Here is a 17,311-nt window from a genome sequence, read left to right on the forward strand (position 1 = left end):
CGGCGACAAGCGCAGGCTGATAAAAATAACAGGAGCCAGCATGGGCCAGACTCGTTTTGCCAGTGGGCGTCAATTGGATGTGATCTGCCTGGGACGCCTGGGCGTCGACCTTTACGCGCAGCAAGTCGGTGCGCGCCTGGAAGATGTCGCAAGCTTCGCCAAGTACCTGGGCGGTTCGTCGGCCAACATCGCTTTCGGCACGGCACGCCTGGGGCTCCGGTCGGCGATGCTGAGCCGGGTAGGGGACGACCACATGGGCCGCTTCCTGGTGGAGTCCCTGGCACGTGAAGGCTGCGATGTCAGTGGCATCAAGGTCGATTCCGAACGCCTGACGGCCATGGTCCTGCTGGGGATCAAGGACCGGGAAACCTTTCCCCTGGTGTTCTACCGGGAAAACTGCGCCGACATGGCGTTGCGCGTCGAAGACATCGACGAAGCCTTCATTGCCTCCAGCAAGGCGCTGCTGATCACCGGCACCCATTTCTCTACCGATGGCGTCTACAAGGCCAGTACCCAGGCCCTGGATTACGCTGAGAAGCACAACGTCAAATGCGTGTTGGACATCGATTATCGGCCGGTGCTCTGGGGCCTGGCGGGCAAGGCCGATGGGGAAACCCGTTTTGTGGCCGACCAGAAGGTCAGCCAGCATGTGCAAGGGATCCTGCCGCGTTTCGACCTGATCGTTGGCACCGAAGAAGAATTCCTCATCGCGGGCGGCAGCGAAGACCTGCTGACCGCGCTACGCACCGTGCGCTCGCTGACGGCGGCGACCCTGGTGGTCAAGCTTGGCCCGCAAGGTTGCACGGTGATTCATGGCGCCATTGCGACCCGCCTTGAAGACGGCGCCCTTTACCCAGGTGTTCGGGTCGAGGTCTTGAATGTACTGGGCGCCGGTGATGCATTCATGTCGGGCTTCCTCGCCGGTTGGCTGGAGGACGCCAGCGATGAGCGCTGCTGTCAGTTGGCCAATGCCTGCGGCGGCCTGGTGGTGTCGCGCCATGCTTGTGCCCCGGCGATGCCAACCCGGGCCGAGCTCGACTATTTATTCAAGAGCCCGGTGCCGATTACCCGGCCGGACCAGGATGCCGTGCTGCAACGACTGCATCAGGTCAGCGTGCCCCGCAAGGCCTGGAAACAACTGTTCATCTTTGCGTTCGACCATCGCTGGCAACTGGTGGAGCTGGCCCAGAAAGGCGGCCGCGACCTGAGCAGCATCAGCGAACTCAAGCAATTGTTCATCCAGGCGGTGGAGCGGGTCGAAGCCGACCTGCAACGCCAAGGCATCGAGGCCGACGTCGGTCTGCTGGCCGACCAACGCTTCGGCCAGGACTCGCTGAACGCTGCCACCGGACGTGGCTGGTGGGTGGCGCGGCCAGTGGAGGTACAGAATTCGCGGCCGCTGGCGTTCGAGCATGGGCGCTCCATTGGCAGCAACCTGATCGCCTGGCCGCAGGAACAGATCATCAAGTGCCTGGTGCAATTTCACCCTGATGATGAGCCACTGCTGCGCCTGGAGCAGGAAGCGCAACTGATGGGCTTGTACAAGGCGTCCCAGGTCAGTGGCCATGAATTGCTGCTGGAAGTCATTCCGCCCAAGGATCATCCGTCACCCCACCCGGACGTGCTCTATCGTGCCCTCAAGCGCCTCTACAACCTGGGTATTTTCCCGGCGTGGTGGAAGATCGAAGCCCAGAGCGCGGAGGAGTGGAAACAGCTCGATGAACTGATCCAGCAACGCGACCCGTATTGCCGCGGCGTGGTCCTGCTGGGCCTCAACGCCCCGGCCGCCGCCCTGGCCGAAGGCTTCCGCCAGGCCAGCCAGAGCACCACCTGCCGAGGGTTCGCCGTGGGCCGCACGATCTTCCAGGAACCGAGCCGGGCCTGGCTGGCCGGGGAAATCGATGATGAAACGCTGATCCGGCAGGTGCAGGGCAGGTTTGTGGAATTGATCGAGGCGTGGCGCAGTGCCCGTGCTTGATGTACAGGGCTTTTGTGGCGAGGGAGCTTGCTCCCGCTGGACTGCGAAGCAGTCCCAAGTCAGCCACCCCGATTCGACAGGTAAACCGCATCCATAGGTTTTGCGACTGCTTCGCAGCCGAGCGGGAGCAAGCTCCCTCGCCACAAGTGATCGGTTGAACATTAGAGACAACAATAAAAGGTGCAGCCATGCCCGCTATTCGAATTGGCATCAACCCGATTTCCTGGAGCAACGACGACTTGCCATCGTTGGGCGGCGAGACGCCGTTGAGTACGGCGCTGAGCGAGGGCAAGGAAATCGGCTACGAAGGTTTTGAACTCAACGGCAAATTCCCCAAGGACGCCAAGGGCGTCGGCGATGTGCTGCGACCTTATGATCTGGCGCTGGTCTCCGGCTGGTATTCCAGTCGCCTGGCCCGGCGTTCGGCGGCGGAGGAAATCGACGCCATCGCCAGCCATGTCGAGCTGCTGGCACAGAACGGCGCCAACGTGCTGGTCTATGGTGAAGTCGCCGATTCCATTCAAGGCCAACGCATTTCACTGATCGAGCGGCCGCGTTTCCATACGGATGAAGCCTGGCAAGCCTACGCCGACAAGCTCACCGAACTGGCGCGCTTCACCTTGTCCCGGGGCGTGCGCCTGGCCTATCACCACCACATGGGCGCCTACGTCGAGTCGCCCGCGGACATCGACAAGCTGATGGCCCTGACCGGCAGCGAAGTGGGCCTGCTGTTCGACTCGGGCCACTGCTACATGGGCGGTGGCGAACCGTTGCAGGTGTTGCGCAAGCACATCGAGCGGGTCTGCCATGTGCACTTCAAGGACGTGCGCAAACCGGTGGTGCAACTGGCGCGCAATAACCTGTGGAGTTTTCCCGACTGCATCATCAACGGCACCTTCACTGTGCCGGGGGACGGCGACATCGACTTCGCCGCGTTGCTCGACGTGCTGCTGGCCGCCGATTACCAAGGCTGGCTGGTGGTGGAAGCCGAGCAGGACCCTGCCGTAGCGCCGAGTTATGCCTACGCCAAGAAGGGCTACGACACCCTGCGTGCCTTGCTGCAAGAAAGGAGCCCGTCATGAGCCTGTTGATCAAGAGCCATTCCAGCGGCCGAACCATGGTCCAGTTGCCGGCAGGTGAGCTGGAATACGTCGGGTTCGCCGCCTATCGCCTGAGCCTCGGTGAAACCCTGCCGGTGGCCGCCGATGACAAGGAACTGTGCCTGGTGCTGCTCAGCGGGCGTATCAGCCTCAAGGGCGAAGCTCCGGGGCAGGGCGCTTTCCATTGGGACAACCTCGGTGATCGCCAGTCGGTGTTCGAGGACAAGTCACCCTATGCCGCTTACCTGCCGCCCGGCAGCCAGGCCCAGGTCACCGCGTTGAGCGATGTGCAGATTGCCGTGTGCGCCGCGCCGGGTTCTGCGCAAAACAGTTATGCCCCACGGCTGATTCGCCCGGACAGCATGAAGCGCAGCGTGCGCGGCAAGGGCGCCAACACCCGTTATGTCTGCGACATCCTGCCCGACAGCGAACCGGCCCATTCGCTGCTGGTGGTGGAAGTGCGTACGCCGTCGGGGCATTCCTCGAGCTACCCGCCGCACAAGCACGACACCGACGACCTGCCGCACCAGAGCTTCCTGGAAGAAACCTATTACCACCAGGTCAACCCGTCCCAAGGCTTCGTGTTCCAGCGGGTCTACACCGACGACCGCAGCATCGACCAGGCCATGGCCGTGGAGAACAGCGACCTGGTGGTGGTGCCCAAGGGTTACCACCCGGTCAGCGTGCCCTACGGTTACGAGTCGTATTACCTGAACGTCATGGCCGGCCCGAAGCGGGTCTGGCAGTTCCATAACGATCCGCAGCACAGCTGGCTGCTGGACCTCTGATTTCCAACATTCGCACGGAGAACAAGAACAATGAGTGACGCCCCGGTAGTAGGCCATTACCTCAACGGCCACGTGCAGGACCGCGACAGCACGCGGTTCAGCAATGTCTTCAACCCGGCCACCGGTGCGGTGCAGGCCCGGGTGGCCCTGGCTGAGCCGGGCACCGTCGACGCGGCAGTGGCCTCGGCACTGGCGGCGTTCCCGGCCTGGTCCGAGCAGTCGTCATTGCGTCGTTCGCGGGTGATGTTCAAGTTCAAGGAACTGCTGGACCGTCATCACGACGAACTGGCGCAGATCATCAGCCGTGAACACGGCAAGGTGCTGTCCGATGCCCACGGCGAAGTCACCCGCGGCATCGAGATCGTCGAGTACGCCTGCGGTGCGCCGAACCTGCTCAAGACCGATTTCAGCGACAACATCGGCGGCGGCATCGACAACTGGAACCTGCGCCAACCCCTGGGCGTTTGCGCCGGGGTCACGCCGTTCAACTTCCCGGTGATGGTGCCGTTGTGGATGATTCCCCTGGCGCTGGTCGCCGGCAACTGCTTCATCCTCAAGCCTTCGGAGCGCGATCCCTCCGCCAGCCTGCTGATGGCCCGTTTGCTGACGGAAGCCGGTTTGCCGGACGGTGTGTTCAACGTGGTCCAGGGCGACAAGGTGGCGGTGGATGCGCTGTTGCAGCACCCGGACATCGAAGCGATTTCCTTTGTCGGCTCCACGCCGATTGCCGAGTACATCCACCAGCAGGGCACGGCGCACGGCAAGCGCGTGCAGGCCCTGGGCGGGGCCAAGAACCACATGATCGTCATGCCCGATGCCGACCTCGACCAGGCGGCGGATGCGTTGATCGGTGCCGCCTACGGCTCGGCCGGTGAGCGCTGCATGGCGATTTCCATTGCCGTGGCAGTGGGCGACGTGGGCGATGAATTGATTGCCAAGCTGTTGCCCCGCATCGACCAACTGAAGATCGGTAACGGCCAGCAGCCCGGCACCGACATGGGGCCGCTGGTCACCGCCGAACACAAGGCCAAGGTCGAAGGCTTCATCGACGCCGGCGTGGCCGAGGGCGCTCGGCTGATCGTCGATGGCCGTGGTTTCAAGGTGCCCGGGGCCGAGCAGGGGTTCTTTGTCGGCGCGACGCTGTTCGACCAGGTCACCGCCGAGATGAGCATCTACCAGCAGGAAATCTTCGGCCCGGTGCTGGGGATCGTCCGTGTACCGGACTTCGCCACGGCGGTGGCGCTGATCAATGCCCATGAGTTCGGCAACGGCGTGTCGTGCTTCACCCGTGACGGCGGCATTGCCCGGGCGTTCGCCCGCAGCATCAAGGTCGGCATGGTGGGCATCAATGTGCCGATTCCGGTGCCCATGGCCTGGCACTCCTTTGGTGGTTGGAAGCGTTCGCTGTTCGGCGATCACCATGCCTACGGTGAAGAAGGCCTGCGTTTCTACAGCCGCTACAAAAGCGTGATGCAACGCTGGCCCGACAGCATTGCCAAGGGTCCTGAATTCAGCATGCCGACTGCTCAATAACGCGTTTTTGAATGACTGCCGGAGGGAGAACAACAATGAACAAGCCCCTGCGTTTTGCCTTGAACCGAATGGTTGCGCCACGCCTGTCACTGCCCGCTTTCATCGACCTGGCCCTGGCGTTGAAAACCGACGCCATCGAGATCCGCAACGATCTGAAGGGCGTCGAGATCGAAGACGGCATGCCGCCGGCCCGGGTGCGCGAGTTGTGCGAGGCGCGCGGCATCAAGGTGCTGTCGATCAACGCCCTGTACCCCTTTGACGTGTGGAACGAAGAGCGCCGCGCCCAGGCCGTGCGGTTGGCCGATTACGCTCGCGAATGCGGTGCCGAGGGCCTGGTGATGTGCCCGCTCAACGACCGCGCCGACCCGCGCAACGAGGCCGAGCGCGCAGCGGGGCTGCGTACGGCCCTCAGTGAACTGGCGCCGATCCTGCGCGCCTTTGGCATCTACGGGTTCATCGAGCCCCTGGGTTTCGAAGAGTGCTCGCTGCGCCGCAAGCGCACGGCGGTGGAAGCGATCAAGAGCATTGGTGGGCTGGATGTGTTCCGCCTGGTGCATGACACCTTTCACCATCATTTGGCCGGTGAGCAGGAGTTCTTCCCCGAGCTGACCGGGCTGGTGCATATCTCCGGTGTCGAGGATGCCCAGGCGCCGCTGGCGACGATCCGTGACGGCCACCGGGTGCTGGTGGGCGCGGCCGACATCCTTGGTAATGCTGCGCAGATCGAGGCGCTGCGGGCTGGTGGCTACGAGGGCTACCTGTCCTTCGAACCATTCGCCGAGAGCGTCCATGACCTGGCCGATATCCGCCAGGCGTTGGGGGCGAGCATGAACCACCTGCAAAGCTCCCAGGCCTGACCCGATTCCCTGAACGATGGCGAAGCCCTGTGGGAGCGAGCTTGCTCGCGATGGCGGCGGCACACTCAACATCTGAGCTGCCTGACACACCGCTATCGCGAGCAAGCTCGCTCCCACAGGGGATTGAGCAAACCGCAAAATTTGCATTCCAGACAAGGTGCAAGCATGACCACAACACGACTGACCATGGCCCAGGCCCTGGTGAAATTCCTCGATAACCAGTACATCGAAGTCGATGGCGTCCAGAGCAAGTTCGTCGCCGGGGTCTTTACCATTTTCGGTCACGGCAACGTGCTGGGCCTGGGCCAGGCGCTGGAGCAGGACAGCGGCGACCTGGTGGTCCATCAGGGCCGTAACGAGCAAGGCATGGCCCATGCCGCCATCGGTTTTGCCAAGCAGCATCTGCGGCGCAAGATCTACGCCTGCAGCTCGTCGGTGGGCCCCGGTGCGGCGAACATGCTGACCGCCGCGGCCACCGCGACAGCCAATCGCATTCCGTTGCTGCTGTTGCCCGGTGATGTCTACGCCAGTCGCCAGCCAGACCCGGTGCTGCAGCAGATCGAGCAGTTCCACGACCTGAGCATCAGCACCAACGATGCCTTCAAGGCCGTGAGCAAATACTGGGATCGCATCAACCGCCCCGAGCAACTGATGACCGCCGCGATCCATGCGATGCGCGTGCTGACCGACCCGGCCGAAACCGGCGCGGTGACTTTGGCCTTGCCCCAGGACGTACAGGCCGAAGCCTACGATTACCCGGATTACTTCCTGCAAAAACGTGTCCACCGCATCGATCGCCGCCCGGCCACCGAGGCGATGCTCGGCGATGCCCTGGCGCTGCTCAAGGGCAAGCGCCAGCCGTTGATCATCTGTGGCGGCGGCGTGCGCTACTCCGGCGCCAACGCCGCGTTGCAGGCCTTTGCCGAACGCTTCGACATTCCGTTCGCCGAGACCCAGGCGGGCAAGAGCGCGGTGGTCTCCAGTCACCCGCTGAACGTCGGTGGCATCGGTGAAACCGGTTGCCTGGCGGCAAACCTGCTGGCGAAGAAAGCCGATCTGATCATCGGCATTGGCACCCGCTACAGCGATTTCACCACGGCATCGAAATGGCTGTTCCAGCACCCGGACGTGCAGTTCCTCAATCTCAACATCAGCCCGTGCGATGCGTTGAAGCTCGATGGCGTGCAACTGCTGGCCGACGCCCGTTCGGGGCTGGAGGCACTGTCTGCCGCAATGGGCGACTATCGCGCCGAATGGGGCGGGCAGGTCGTCGACGCCAAGGCCCAGCTCGACGCCGAAGTGGACCGGATCTATCAGGCGGACTTCCAGACCGAGGATTTTGTCCCGGAAATCAACGACCACATGGACCCGGCGGTGTTTCGCGAATTCATCGAGCTCACCGGTTCCTGCCTGACCCAGAGCCGCGTGCTCGGCACCCTCAACCAAACCCTGGCGGATGACGCCATCATCGTCGCCGCCGCAGGTAGCCTGCCCGGCGATTTGCAGCGCAGTTGGCGCAGCAAGGGCGTGAACACCTATCACGTCGAGTACGGTTATTCGTGCATGGGCTACGAGGTGAATGCGGCATTGGGGGTGAAACTCGCCGAGCCCGACAAAGAGGTCTACGCCCTGGTGGGCGACGGCTCCTACATGATGCTGCACTCGGAGCTGGCGACCTCGATCCAGGAACGCCGCAAGATCAATGTGGTGCTGCTGGACAACATGACCTTCGGTTGCATCAACAACCTGCAAATGGAACACGGCATGGACAGCTTCGGCACCGAGTTCCGCTTCCGCAACCCGGACACCGGCAAGCTCGACGGCGGTTTTGTGCCGGTGGACTTCGCCATGAGCGCCGCGGCCTACGGTTGCAAGACCTACAAGGTCAAGACTCTCGACGAACTGCACGCGGCCCTGGCCGATGCGCGGCGCCAGAGCGTCTCGACGCTGATCGACATCAAGGTCCTGCCCAAGACCATGATCCACAAGTACCTGTCGTGGTGGCGGGTCGGCGTGGCGCAAGTCTCCACCAGCGCCCGCACCGACGCCGTCGCCAAGACCCTCAATGAACGACTGGCCAAGGCCCGTCAATACTGATTGCCCCCAACACTACGAAAGGAGTTCTCTACATGTCTTTGAAGCTGGGCGTCATCGGCACCGGGGCCATCGGCCAGGACCATATCCGTCGTTGCAGCCAGACCTTGCTCAACAGCCAGGTGGTGGCGGTGACCGACATCAACCTGCAACAAGCGGCCAAGGTCGTTGCCGATCTGAAGTTGACCGCCGAGGTCTACCCCGACGGTCATGCATTGATCAAGGCGCCGGACGTGGAAGCGATCCTCGTCACCTCCTGGGGCCCGAGCCACGAAGAATTCGTGCTGGCGGCGATTGCGGCGGGCAAACCGGTGTTCTGTGAAAAGCCCCTGGCGGTCACGGCCGAAGGTTGCCGCAAGATCGTCGAGGCTGAAATCGCCCACGGCAAGCGCCTGGTGCAGGTCGGCTTCATGCGCCCTTACGATGAAGGCTATCGCGCGCTCAAGGCGGTGATCGACAGCGGCCAGATCGGCGAACCGCTGATGCTGCACTGCGCTCACCGCAACCCGAGCGTAGGCGAAAACTACAAGACCGACATGGCGATCACCGACACCTTGATCCATGAGCTGGATGTGTTGCGCTGGCTGCTGGCCGATGACTATGTGTCGGTGCAGGTGGTGTTTCCGCGCAAGACCAGCAAGGCCCTGGCCCACTTGCGCGACCCGCAGATCGTCCTGCTGGAAACCGCCCGGGGCACGCGCATCGACGTGGAAGTGTTCGTCAACTGCCAGTACGGCTACGACATCCAATGCGAAGTGGTGGGGGAGACCGGCATCGCCAAGCTCCCGGAACCGTCCCAGGTGCAATTGCGCAGTGGCGCCAAGTTGTCCAATGCGATCCTGATGGACTGGAAGGACCGTTTCATCGCGGCCTACGACGTCGAATTGCAGGCCTTCATCGACGGCGTGCGCGCCGGGCAGGTGGGCGGGCCGTCGGCCTGGGACGGCTTCGCCGCAGCGGTGGCGGCGGATGCCTGTGTGGCAGCGCAGCAGAGTGGGCAGATCGTCAAGATCGAACTGCCTGAGCGGCCGCGTTTCTACGGCTAACCACATTCCCCTGTGGGTATGCAGTCAAATTGTGGGAGCTTGCTCGCGATAGCGGTGGGTCAGTCAACATAATCCAGGCTGATCCGACGCCATCGCGAGCAAGCTCGCTCCCACAAGGGGACGTTTATCCAATGACTTTCAAGGAGCTTTCATGCGAATCGGACTAGTCGGCTACGGCAAGGGCGGGCGGTTCTTTCACGCGCCGCTGATCAGCAGTCTGCCCGGGGCTACGTTCGTCGGCGTGGTGACCCGGTCTGCCGAGCGGCGCCAGCAACTGGCGATTGATTATCCGCACGTTCAAGCCTTTGACTCCCTCGAACAATTGGTCGCAGCGGGCGTCGATGCGGTGGTGGTGTCCACGCCGCTGGACGGTCGCCCGGAGGTGGTGATGCAAGCCATCGACCTCGGCGTGGCGGTGGTCAGCGACAAGCCTTTTGCCTGGGATGCAGCACAGGCCGAAGCGATGGTGATGGCCGCCGAACAACACAACGTGCCGTTGAGCGTGTACCAGAACCGTCGCTGGGATTCGGATTTCCTGACCCTGCGCAAGCTGCTGGTGTCCGGCGCCCTGGGGCAGGTCATTCGTTTTGAATCCAGCGTCGAGCGCTATTCGCCGACCTCGGTCGGCAAAGGCAGCGGTGGCGGGTTCCTGCGCGACTTGGGCAGCCACCTGGTGGACCAGGCGCTGCAACTGTTCGGGCCGGTGGAGCGGGTCTACGCCGAGCTGGACTACCGCCAACCCGGCCAGGCGTTCGACAACGGCTTCTTCATGTCCTTGACCCATGCTAGCGGCGTGATTTCCCACTTGAGCGGCAATTGCGTGCAAAACGCAGCGCGCCCGCGCTTTCGGGTCAACGGCACCCAGGGCTGCTATACCGTCGACGGCCTGGACGGGCAAGAAGCCCAGGCGCTGGCGGGCCTGAGCCCGGCGACCGAGGGCGAACGCTGGGGGGCTGAAGAACATCGGCGCTGGGGCTGGTTCGAACACGGCACCGAGCGCGAGCGGGTGACCTCGGAGCGTGGCTGCTGGCTGGCGTTCTACCAACACCTGCAAACCGCGTTGCAGGGAGCTGGCCCGTTGCCGGTGGAGGCCCGTGATGCACTGGCGACCACACGTATCCTCGACGCTGCCCGGCAGAGTGCCGAGCAGGGCGAAGTGGTGCGGTTGTCCACGCCTGTCGGTCATGGAATAAAAAACGAATAAAATTCTAAAATGAGTTGATATGGAAAATATTTTCCAATAAAGTCGATTCCAGGTTACCGACAATCCTGTCTGTCTCCCCGCCAAGCCAGCCTTGAACGGATGACAGACGAAACAAAAACAAGAAACACAGCTAGGTACCGTCGATGAAAACCTTCAGCCGCTCTGCGTTTCACCTGCCACATCTGCTGCGCCTGTCTGCAGTCCTTCCCCTGTTCGAATCCCTGTGTATCCAGCGCAAGGGCGCCGTGGTGTGTTGCATGCCCGGCGCGCCCATCGTGCGCTTGCCCCGTTCCTGATCCGTCACGCCTTATCCATAAAACCAACAAAAAAGTGGAGAAAGACCGTTCATGAAGACCAAGACCCGTATCGCCTCGCTGGCCCTGTCGTTGATGCTCACCAGCGGCGCTGCCCTGGCGGACCTGAAGATCGGCGTCAGCATGTCCCAGTTCGATGACACCTGGTTGACGTACCTGCGCGAGTCCATGGACAAGAAAGCCAAGTCCCTGCCAGACGGCGTCACCCTGCAGTTCGAAGACGCGCGCAGTGACGTGGTCAAGCAACTGAGCCAGGTGGAAAGCTTCATCAGCCAGAAGGTCGACGCGCTCATCGTCAACCCGGTGGATACCGCCGCGACCCAGCGCATCACCAAGGCCGCCGTGGCCGCCGGTATCCCACTGGTGTACGTCAACCGCCGTCCGGATGATCCGAAGTTGCCAGAAGGCGTGGTCACCGTGGCCTCCGATGACCTGGAAGCCGGCCGCATGCAGATGCAATACCTGGCCGACAAGATGGGCGGCAAGGGCGACATCGTGATCCTGCTGGGCGACCTCGCCAATAACTCCACCACCAACCGCACCAAGGGCGTCAAAGAGGTGCTGGCCAAATACCCTGACATCAAGATCGAGCAGGAGCAGACCGGCATCTGGTCCCGTGACAAGGGCATGACCCTGGTCAACGACTGGCTGACCCAGGGCCGCGACTTCCAGGCCGTGGTGTCCAACAACGACGAGATGGCCATCGGCGCTGCCATGGCCCTCAAACAGGCGGGCACCAAGAAGGGTAGCGTGTTGATTGCCGGGGTCGATGGCACGCCGGACGGCTTGAACGCCATCAAGAAAGGCGACATGGCGGTCTCGGTGTTCCAGGACGCCAAGGGCCAGGCCGACGGCTCGATCGACACAGCGGTGAAAATGGTCAAGAAACAGCCGGTGGAGCAGGCCGTGTGGGTGCCGTATCGCCTGATCACGCCGGAAAACGTCGACCAGTTCAAGTGACGTTCCACCATCACAACAACAATAAGCAGGCAAGGTTGCAACGCCGACCTTGCCGAGGGAGTACCTGATCATGTTCGCTTCAGCGACTGCTTCGAGCGCCCCGGCGATGGCTTTCCCGCCGGACGTATTACTTGATGAGCCGTACCTGCTGGAAGTCGTCAATGTCAGCAAGGGCTTTCCCGGCGTGGTGGCCCTGTCCGATGTTCAATTGCGGGTACGCCCCGGTTCCGTATTGGCCCTGATGGGCGAGAACGGTGCGGGTAAATCCACCTTGATGAAGATTGTCGCCGGTATCTACCAGCCGGACGCCGGCGAACTGCGCTTGCGCGGCAAACCGGTAAAATTCGACACACCCCTGGCGGCCCTGCAGGCCGGCATCGCGATGATCCATCAGGAACTGAACCTGATGCCCCACATGAGCATCGCCGAGAACATCTGGATCGGCCGCGAGCAGCTCAACGGCCTGCACATGGTCGACCATGGCGAAATGCATCGCTGCACTGCCCGGCTGTTGGAGCGCCTGCGCATCAACCTCGACCCCGAGGAGCAAGTGGGCAACCTGAGCATCGCCGAGCGGCAGATGGTCGAAATTGCCAAGGCCGTGTCCTATGACTCCGACATCCTGATCATGGACGAGCCGACCTCGGCCATTACCGAGACCGAAGTCGCCCATCTCTTCTCGATCATTGCCGACCTCAAGTCCCAGGGGAAAGGCATCATCTACATCACCCACAAGATGAACGAAGTGTTCGCCATCGCTGATGAAGTGGCGGTGTTTCGCGACGGCGCCTACATCGGCCTGCAACGGGCCGACAGCATGGACGGCGACAGCCTGATTTCGATGATGGTCGGGCGCGAACTGAGCCAGTTGTTCCCGGTGCGCGAGCAACCCATCGGTGAATTGGTGCTGTCGGTGCGCGACCTGAGCCTGGACGGCATCTTCAAAGGCGTGTCCTTCGACCTGCATGCCGGGGAGATCCTGGGCATCGCCGGGTTGATGGGCTCGGGCCGGACCAACGTGGCCGAGGCGATTTTCGGCGTGACCCCGAGTACCGGCGGCGAAATCCTGCTGGACGGCCAACCGGTGCGCATCAGCGACCCGCACATGGCCATCGAGAAAGGCTTCGCGCTGTTGACCGAGGACCGCAAGCTCAGTGGCCTGTTCCCGTGCCTGTCGGTGCTGGAGAACATGGAGATGGCCGTGCTGCCCCATTACGTGGGCAACGGCTTCATCCAGCAGAAAGCCCTGCGCGCCTTGTGTGAGGACATGTGCAAGAAGCTGCGGGTCAAGACCCCGTCGCTGGAGCAGTGCATCGACACTTTGTCTGGCGGCAACCAGCAGAAAGCGCTGTTGGCCCGCTGGCTGATGACCAACCCGCGGATCCTGATCCTCGATGAACCGACCCGCGGCATCGACGTCGGCGCCAAGGCCGAGATCTATCGGCTGATTGCCTTCCTCGCCAGCGAAGGCATGGCAGTGATCATGATTTCCTCGGAACTGCCGGAGGTATTGGGCATGAGCGACCGAGTCATGGTGATGCATGAAGGTGACCTGATGGGCACCCTCGACCGCAGCGAAGCGACCCAGGAACGAGTGATGCAACTGGCTTCGGGCTTGTCCTGATGCTCGTCAGTCCAGACAAAAAAGGTAAGTGGTTATGAACGCGATACTGGAAAACAAACCCGCGGCGGCACCGGCCAGGACGCGGCGGCGGCTGCCGACGGAACTGAGTATCTTCCTGGTGCTGATCGGCATCGGCCTGGTGTTCGAAATGTTCGGCTGGATCATGCGCGACCAGAGTTTCCTGATGAACTCCCAGCGCCTGGTGCTGATGATCCTGCAAGTGTCGATCATCGGCCTGCTGGCCATCGGCGTGACCCAGGTGATCATCACCACCGGCATCGATTTGTCGTCCGGCTCGGTGCTGGCGCTGTCGGCGATGATTGCCGCCAGCCTGGCCCAGACCTCGGACTTCGCCCGGGCGGTGTTTCCCTCCTTGACGGACTTGCCGGTGTGGATACCGGTGGTGGCGGGGCTCGGGGTAGGGCTGCTGGCCGGGGCGATCAACGGCAGCATCATCGCCATTACCGGTATTCCACCGTTCATTGCCACCCTCGGCATGATGGTCTCGGCCCGTGGCCTGGCGCGCTACTACACCGAAGGCCAACCGGTGAGCATGCTGTCCGATTCCTATACCGCCATTGGGCATGGCGCGATGCCGGTGATCATCTTCCTGGTGGTAGCAGTGATCTTCCACATCGCCCTGCGCTACACCAAGTATGGCAAGTACACCTACGCCATCGGCGGCAACATGCAGGCGGCGCGTACCTCGGGCATCAACGTCAAGCGCCACCTGGTGATCGTCTACAGCATCGCCGGGTTGCTGGCGGGGTTGGCCGGCGTGGTGGCCTCGGCGCGGGCGGCGACCGGGCAGGCGGGCATGGGCATGTCCTATGAACTGGACGCGATTGCCGCGGCCGTGATCGGCGGCACCAGCCTGGCAGGCGGGGTGGGGCGCATTACCGGCACCGTGATCGGCGCGCTGATCCTTGGGGTGATGGCCAGCGGCTTTACCTTCGTCGGTGTCGATGCCTATATCCAGGACATCATCAAAGGGTTGATCATTGTGGTGGCGGTGGTCATCGACCAGTACCGCAACAAGCGCAAACTCAAGCGCTGATCCCCGGGAAGTTGTGACAAAGCGCCACGCCTGACTCGCGTGGCGTTGCCATTTGTCTTCTTAATACAGCTATTGCACCGAATTTCTTGTTATAAACGCACTCCGATGACTGCCAAAAGCCTGTCAGAGAACATTTGAAGGGGTTGTCGGACATTTTCCCTATGTTTTCAGTTGCTGAGGCCTCGACTCGGCCTTAGACTGCCGCCCCTCGTAAATTGAGTGCCGGGTGGCGCTTGGAAAAGACGGCGCCTTCCTGATGAGCGCGGCAGCTTAGGGTTTGTACGAGAAGTCGCCGAGCGGCGATCAGGCAAGGCGAAAACAGGCGAGGAAGCGCAGTTGACTGGTTGTCAATGAGCATTCCGAGCCTGTTTTCAACGCAGCCTGATCGTCGCGCAGGCACTTATCGTACAAAGCCTAGTGCGGGACGCTCCATAATTCGCCTTAATGCACGTTTTTTTATAGAGATATCAATGACAAAGGAAAAGTTGCTGGCCATGCCGGCGGATGACTACATGAATGCCGAGCAGCTGGCTTTCTTCACCAAGCTGTTGCAGAACATGAAAGTCGAAACCCACGAGCGCATCGAACAGAACCGAATCGCCATTGAGAGCCTGGACACCCCGGCTGACCCGGCGGACGCTGCTTCCGTAGAAGAAGAGCGTACCTGGCTGGTCAATGCCATCGATCGCGACCAGCGCATGCTGCCTCAGTTGGAGCAAGCCCTGGACCGCATCAACGACGACAGCTTCGGCTGGTGCGACGACAGTGGCGAGGCTATTGGCCTCAAACGCCTGCTGATCAGCCCGACCACCAAGTACTGCATCGAAGCCCAGGAACGTCACGAACAGATCGACAAGCACCAGCGTCAGGCCTGATTCGCGTTTTCCAACAAAAGATCGCGACCTTTTGACGAAGGCCGCGATCTTTTGCTTTCGCCCGTGCTCGTTCGTCTACTCCCGTTGATCTGCTGCAAGAACGCGACTAATGGACCATGGATAATGGCTCTGTAGTGGCGTTTAATGCGCTCATAACAACGAGAGTGTGGGTGACGAACATGGCGACAGACGGAACGCTGACGGGTGCGGTGCCGGCCTCGGTACCTGAGACAAAAAGCACGGCGCGCTGGCTGACGCCGACCTTGCAGAGTCTCGCCCTGGCATTGCTGTTGTGCGGCATGGCCCTGGGCGGCTGGTCGCTGTACCTGGGCCTGCCGCTGGTCATGCTCATCGTCTGGTTGCCGCGCCTGCGTTCGCGCGTGACGGCGGCGCCCGCACCCGCGACCGACACATTGGCCGAGCTGACCCGCGATCTGTCCTACACCACCAGCCATAACGCGCTGTCAGCGGCCGGTGTCGCCTATTCGGTCAAGCAACTGGCCGGCAAGGTCCAGTCCCAACTCGACGCGGCGGCGCAGATCGTCAGCAATGCCGAATCGATGATCGCTACCGAGCAAGCCACTTCGCAACTCAGCCAGCAAGCCCTGGGCGCCGCCAGCGAGGCTCATCGCAGCAGTGTGGCCGGGCGCAGCGAGCTGGTGGAATCCATCAGCCGCATGCACCAGCTCAGCCAGCGCGCAAACGACAGCCGCGAGTTGATCGAGGCCTTGAGCGTGCGCAGCGATGAAATCCAGCGGGTCAGCCTGGTGATCCAATCGATCGCCAGCCAGACCAACCTGCTGGCGCTGAACGCGGCCATCGAGGCGGCACGGGCCGGTGAGCATGGCCGTGGGTTCGCGGTGGTGGCCGATGAAGTCCGTGGCCTGGCCGGGCGCACGGCTGCGGCGACCGGCGAGGTCGGGGTGATGGTGGCCGATATCCAGCAGCGCACCGCCCAGGTGGTGGAGCAGATCCGTCAACTGGCCGCTGACCTGGACATTGGCGTGCAGCAGGTCGAGCACACCGGCCAGCATCTGGAAAACATCGCCCGGCTCGCCGCCGGCGTCGAAACCCAGGTCAGCGCCATCGCCGAAGGCACCGACACCAATCGCGAACAACTCGATAGCCTGTTCCACGCCATCGAGCAGATGCGCAGCGACCTGTCCATCAGTGACCAGCAGACCCAGCGCCTGGCCGAGGCGGCGGTGCAAATGGAAGGCCAGGCCGAAACCATCAGCGAACGCCTGGCCGAGGTGGGCCTCGACGATTATCACCAACGGGTCTACGACCTGGCGCGCGAAGGGGCGAGCCAGATCGCTGCGCAGTTCGAAGCCGATATCGAGCAGGGCCGTGTCAGCCTGGAGGACCTGTTCGACCGCAACTACCAGCCGATCCCCAATACCCAGCCAGCCAAATTCCAGACCCGTTTCGACCGCTACACCGACCAGGTACTGCCGGCGATCCAAGAGCCTTTGCTTGCCCGGCATGAGGGCCTGGTGTTTGCGATTGCCTGCACCCAGCAGGGCTACGTGCCGACCCATAACAAGGTCTTCAGCCAGCCGCTGACCGGCGATCCCCAGGTGGACACGCTGAACAATCGCACCAAGCGCAAATTCTCCGATCGCACCGGGATCCGCTGCGGCAGCCACCAGCAGCCGGTGCTGCTCCAGACCTACACCCGCGACACGGGTGAGTTGATGCACGATCTCTCGGTCCCGATCATGCTCAAGGGGCGTCACTGGGGTGGTTTGCGCCTGGGCTACAAACCCGAGAAGCCGCGCTAGGCCTGATTACAGGTGGTGGGATTTTCAGCCCACCACAATCCCTGGTGATTGAGTTTTCCAGCCAGCCACAACCCTGTGGCGAGGGAGCTTGCTCCCG

At 62.4% G+C, this 17,311-nt stretch carries 14 protein-coding genes; all 14 read left to right on the top strand.

Going from position 1 to position 17,311, the window contains the following annotated elements; all coding sequences use genetic code 11:
* Nucleotides 1-40 precede the first annotated feature (40 nt).
* The 14 genes from Q7F16_RS23660 to Q7F16_RS23725 all read left to right on the top strand — a co-directional run bounded on the left by Q7F16_RS23660 (nucleotide 41) and on the right by Q7F16_RS23725 (nucleotide 17,214).
* The gene (locus tag Q7F16_RS23660; RefSeq protein WP_409556572.1) at nucleotides 41-1,978 is read left to right on the top strand and encodes a bifunctional 5-dehydro-2-deoxygluconokinase/5-dehydro-2-deoxyphosphogluconate aldolase; all 1,938 of its coding nucleotides are present in this window, start codon (nucleotides 41-43) and stop codon (nucleotides 1,976-1,978) included.
* A 188-nt stretch (nucleotides 1,979-2,166) separates the two neighbouring features.
* On the top strand, nucleotides 2,167-3,060 hold the full coding sequence (gene iolE, locus Q7F16_RS23665; protein ID WP_018612783.1) for a myo-inosose-2 dehydratase: 894 nt from the start codon (nucleotides 2,167-2,169) through the stop codon (nucleotides 3,058-3,060).
* Nucleotides 3,057-3,866 (top strand): 5-deoxy-glucuronate isomerase, encoded by an 810-nt coding sequence (gene iolB, locus Q7F16_RS23670; RefSeq protein WP_014337870.1) that lies wholly within the window; start codon nucleotides 3,057-3,059, stop codon nucleotides 3,864-3,866. The genes iolE and iolB overlap by 4 nt, the downstream gene beginning before the upstream one ends.
* A gap of 30 nt (nucleotides 3,867-3,896) precedes the next feature.
* Nucleotides 3,897-5,399 carry a CoA-acylating methylmalonate-semialdehyde dehydrogenase gene (locus Q7F16_RS23675; protein ID WP_013693593.1) on the top strand — a complete coding sequence of 501 codons (1,503 nt, stop codon included), beginning with the start codon at nucleotides 3,897-3,899 and terminating at the stop codon, nucleotides 5,397-5,399.
* A 35-nt stretch (nucleotides 5,400-5,434) separates the two neighbouring features.
* A complete protein-coding gene (locus tag Q7F16_RS23680; RefSeq protein ID WP_046064001.1) occupies nucleotides 5,435-6,256 on the top strand; it encodes a TIM barrel protein in 822 nt (273 codons plus the stop codon).
* 165 nt (nucleotides 6,257-6,421) lie between these two features.
* The gene (gene iolD / locus Q7F16_RS23685; protein WP_409556573.1) at nucleotides 6,422-8,353 is read left to right on the top strand and encodes a 3D-(3,5/4)-trihydroxycyclohexane-1,2-dione acylhydrolase (decyclizing); all 1,932 of its coding nucleotides are present in this window, start codon (nucleotides 6,422-6,424) and stop codon (nucleotides 8,351-8,353) included.
* Between the two features lie 32 nt (nucleotides 8,354-8,385).
* Nucleotides 8,386-9,396, top strand: coding sequence for a Gfo/Idh/MocA family protein (locus tag Q7F16_RS23690; RefSeq protein WP_409556574.1), 1,011 nt, complete (start codon nucleotides 8,386-8,388; stop codon nucleotides 9,394-9,396).
* 151 nt (nucleotides 9,397-9,547) lie between these two features.
* Entirely contained in the window at nucleotides 9,548-10,600 is a 1,053-nt protein-coding gene (locus Q7F16_RS23695; protein ID WP_409556575.1) for a Gfo/Idh/MocA family protein, read from the top strand.
* Between the two features lie 143 nt (nucleotides 10,601-10,743).
* The gene (locus Q7F16_RS23700; protein ID WP_172436103.1) at nucleotides 10,744-10,896 is read left to right on the top strand and encodes a hypothetical protein; all 153 of its coding nucleotides are present in this window, start codon (nucleotides 10,744-10,746) and stop codon (nucleotides 10,894-10,896) included.
* 51 nt (nucleotides 10,897-10,947) lie between these two features.
* The gene (locus Q7F16_RS23705; protein ID WP_014337876.1) at nucleotides 10,948-11,874 is read left to right on the top strand and encodes a sugar ABC transporter substrate-binding protein; all 927 of its coding nucleotides are present in this window, start codon (nucleotides 10,948-10,950) and stop codon (nucleotides 11,872-11,874) included.
* A gap of 70 nt (nucleotides 11,875-11,944) precedes the next feature.
* Entirely contained in the window at nucleotides 11,945-13,498 is a 1,554-nt protein-coding gene (locus tag Q7F16_RS23710) for a sugar ABC transporter ATP-binding protein (protein ID WP_095963240.1), read from the top strand.
* A 34-nt stretch (nucleotides 13,499-13,532) separates the two neighbouring features.
* Nucleotides 13,533-14,555 carry an ABC transporter permease gene (locus tag Q7F16_RS23715; RefSeq protein WP_014337878.1) on the top strand — a complete coding sequence of 341 codons (1,023 nt, stop codon included), beginning with the start codon at nucleotides 13,533-13,535 and terminating at the stop codon, nucleotides 14,553-14,555.
* A gap of 470 nt (nucleotides 14,556-15,025) precedes the next feature.
* Entirely contained in the window at nucleotides 15,026-15,430 is a 405-nt protein-coding gene (locus Q7F16_RS23720; RefSeq protein WP_003180518.1) for a TraR/DksA family transcriptional regulator, read from the top strand.
* A gap of 560 nt (nucleotides 15,431-15,990) precedes the next feature.
* Nucleotides 15,991-17,214, top strand: a complete 1,224-nt coding sequence (locus Q7F16_RS23725; protein ID WP_409556655.1) for a methyl-accepting chemotaxis protein — start codon at nucleotides 15,991-15,993, stop codon at nucleotides 17,212-17,214.
* Nucleotides 17,215-17,311: the final 97 nt, after the last annotated feature.

The sequence above is a fragment of the Pseudomonas sp. Lb2C2 genome (assembly GCF_052112205.1).
Classification (GTDB): Bacteria; Pseudomonadota; Gammaproteobacteria; order Pseudomonadales; family Pseudomonadaceae; genus Aquipseudomonas; species Aquipseudomonas kilonensis.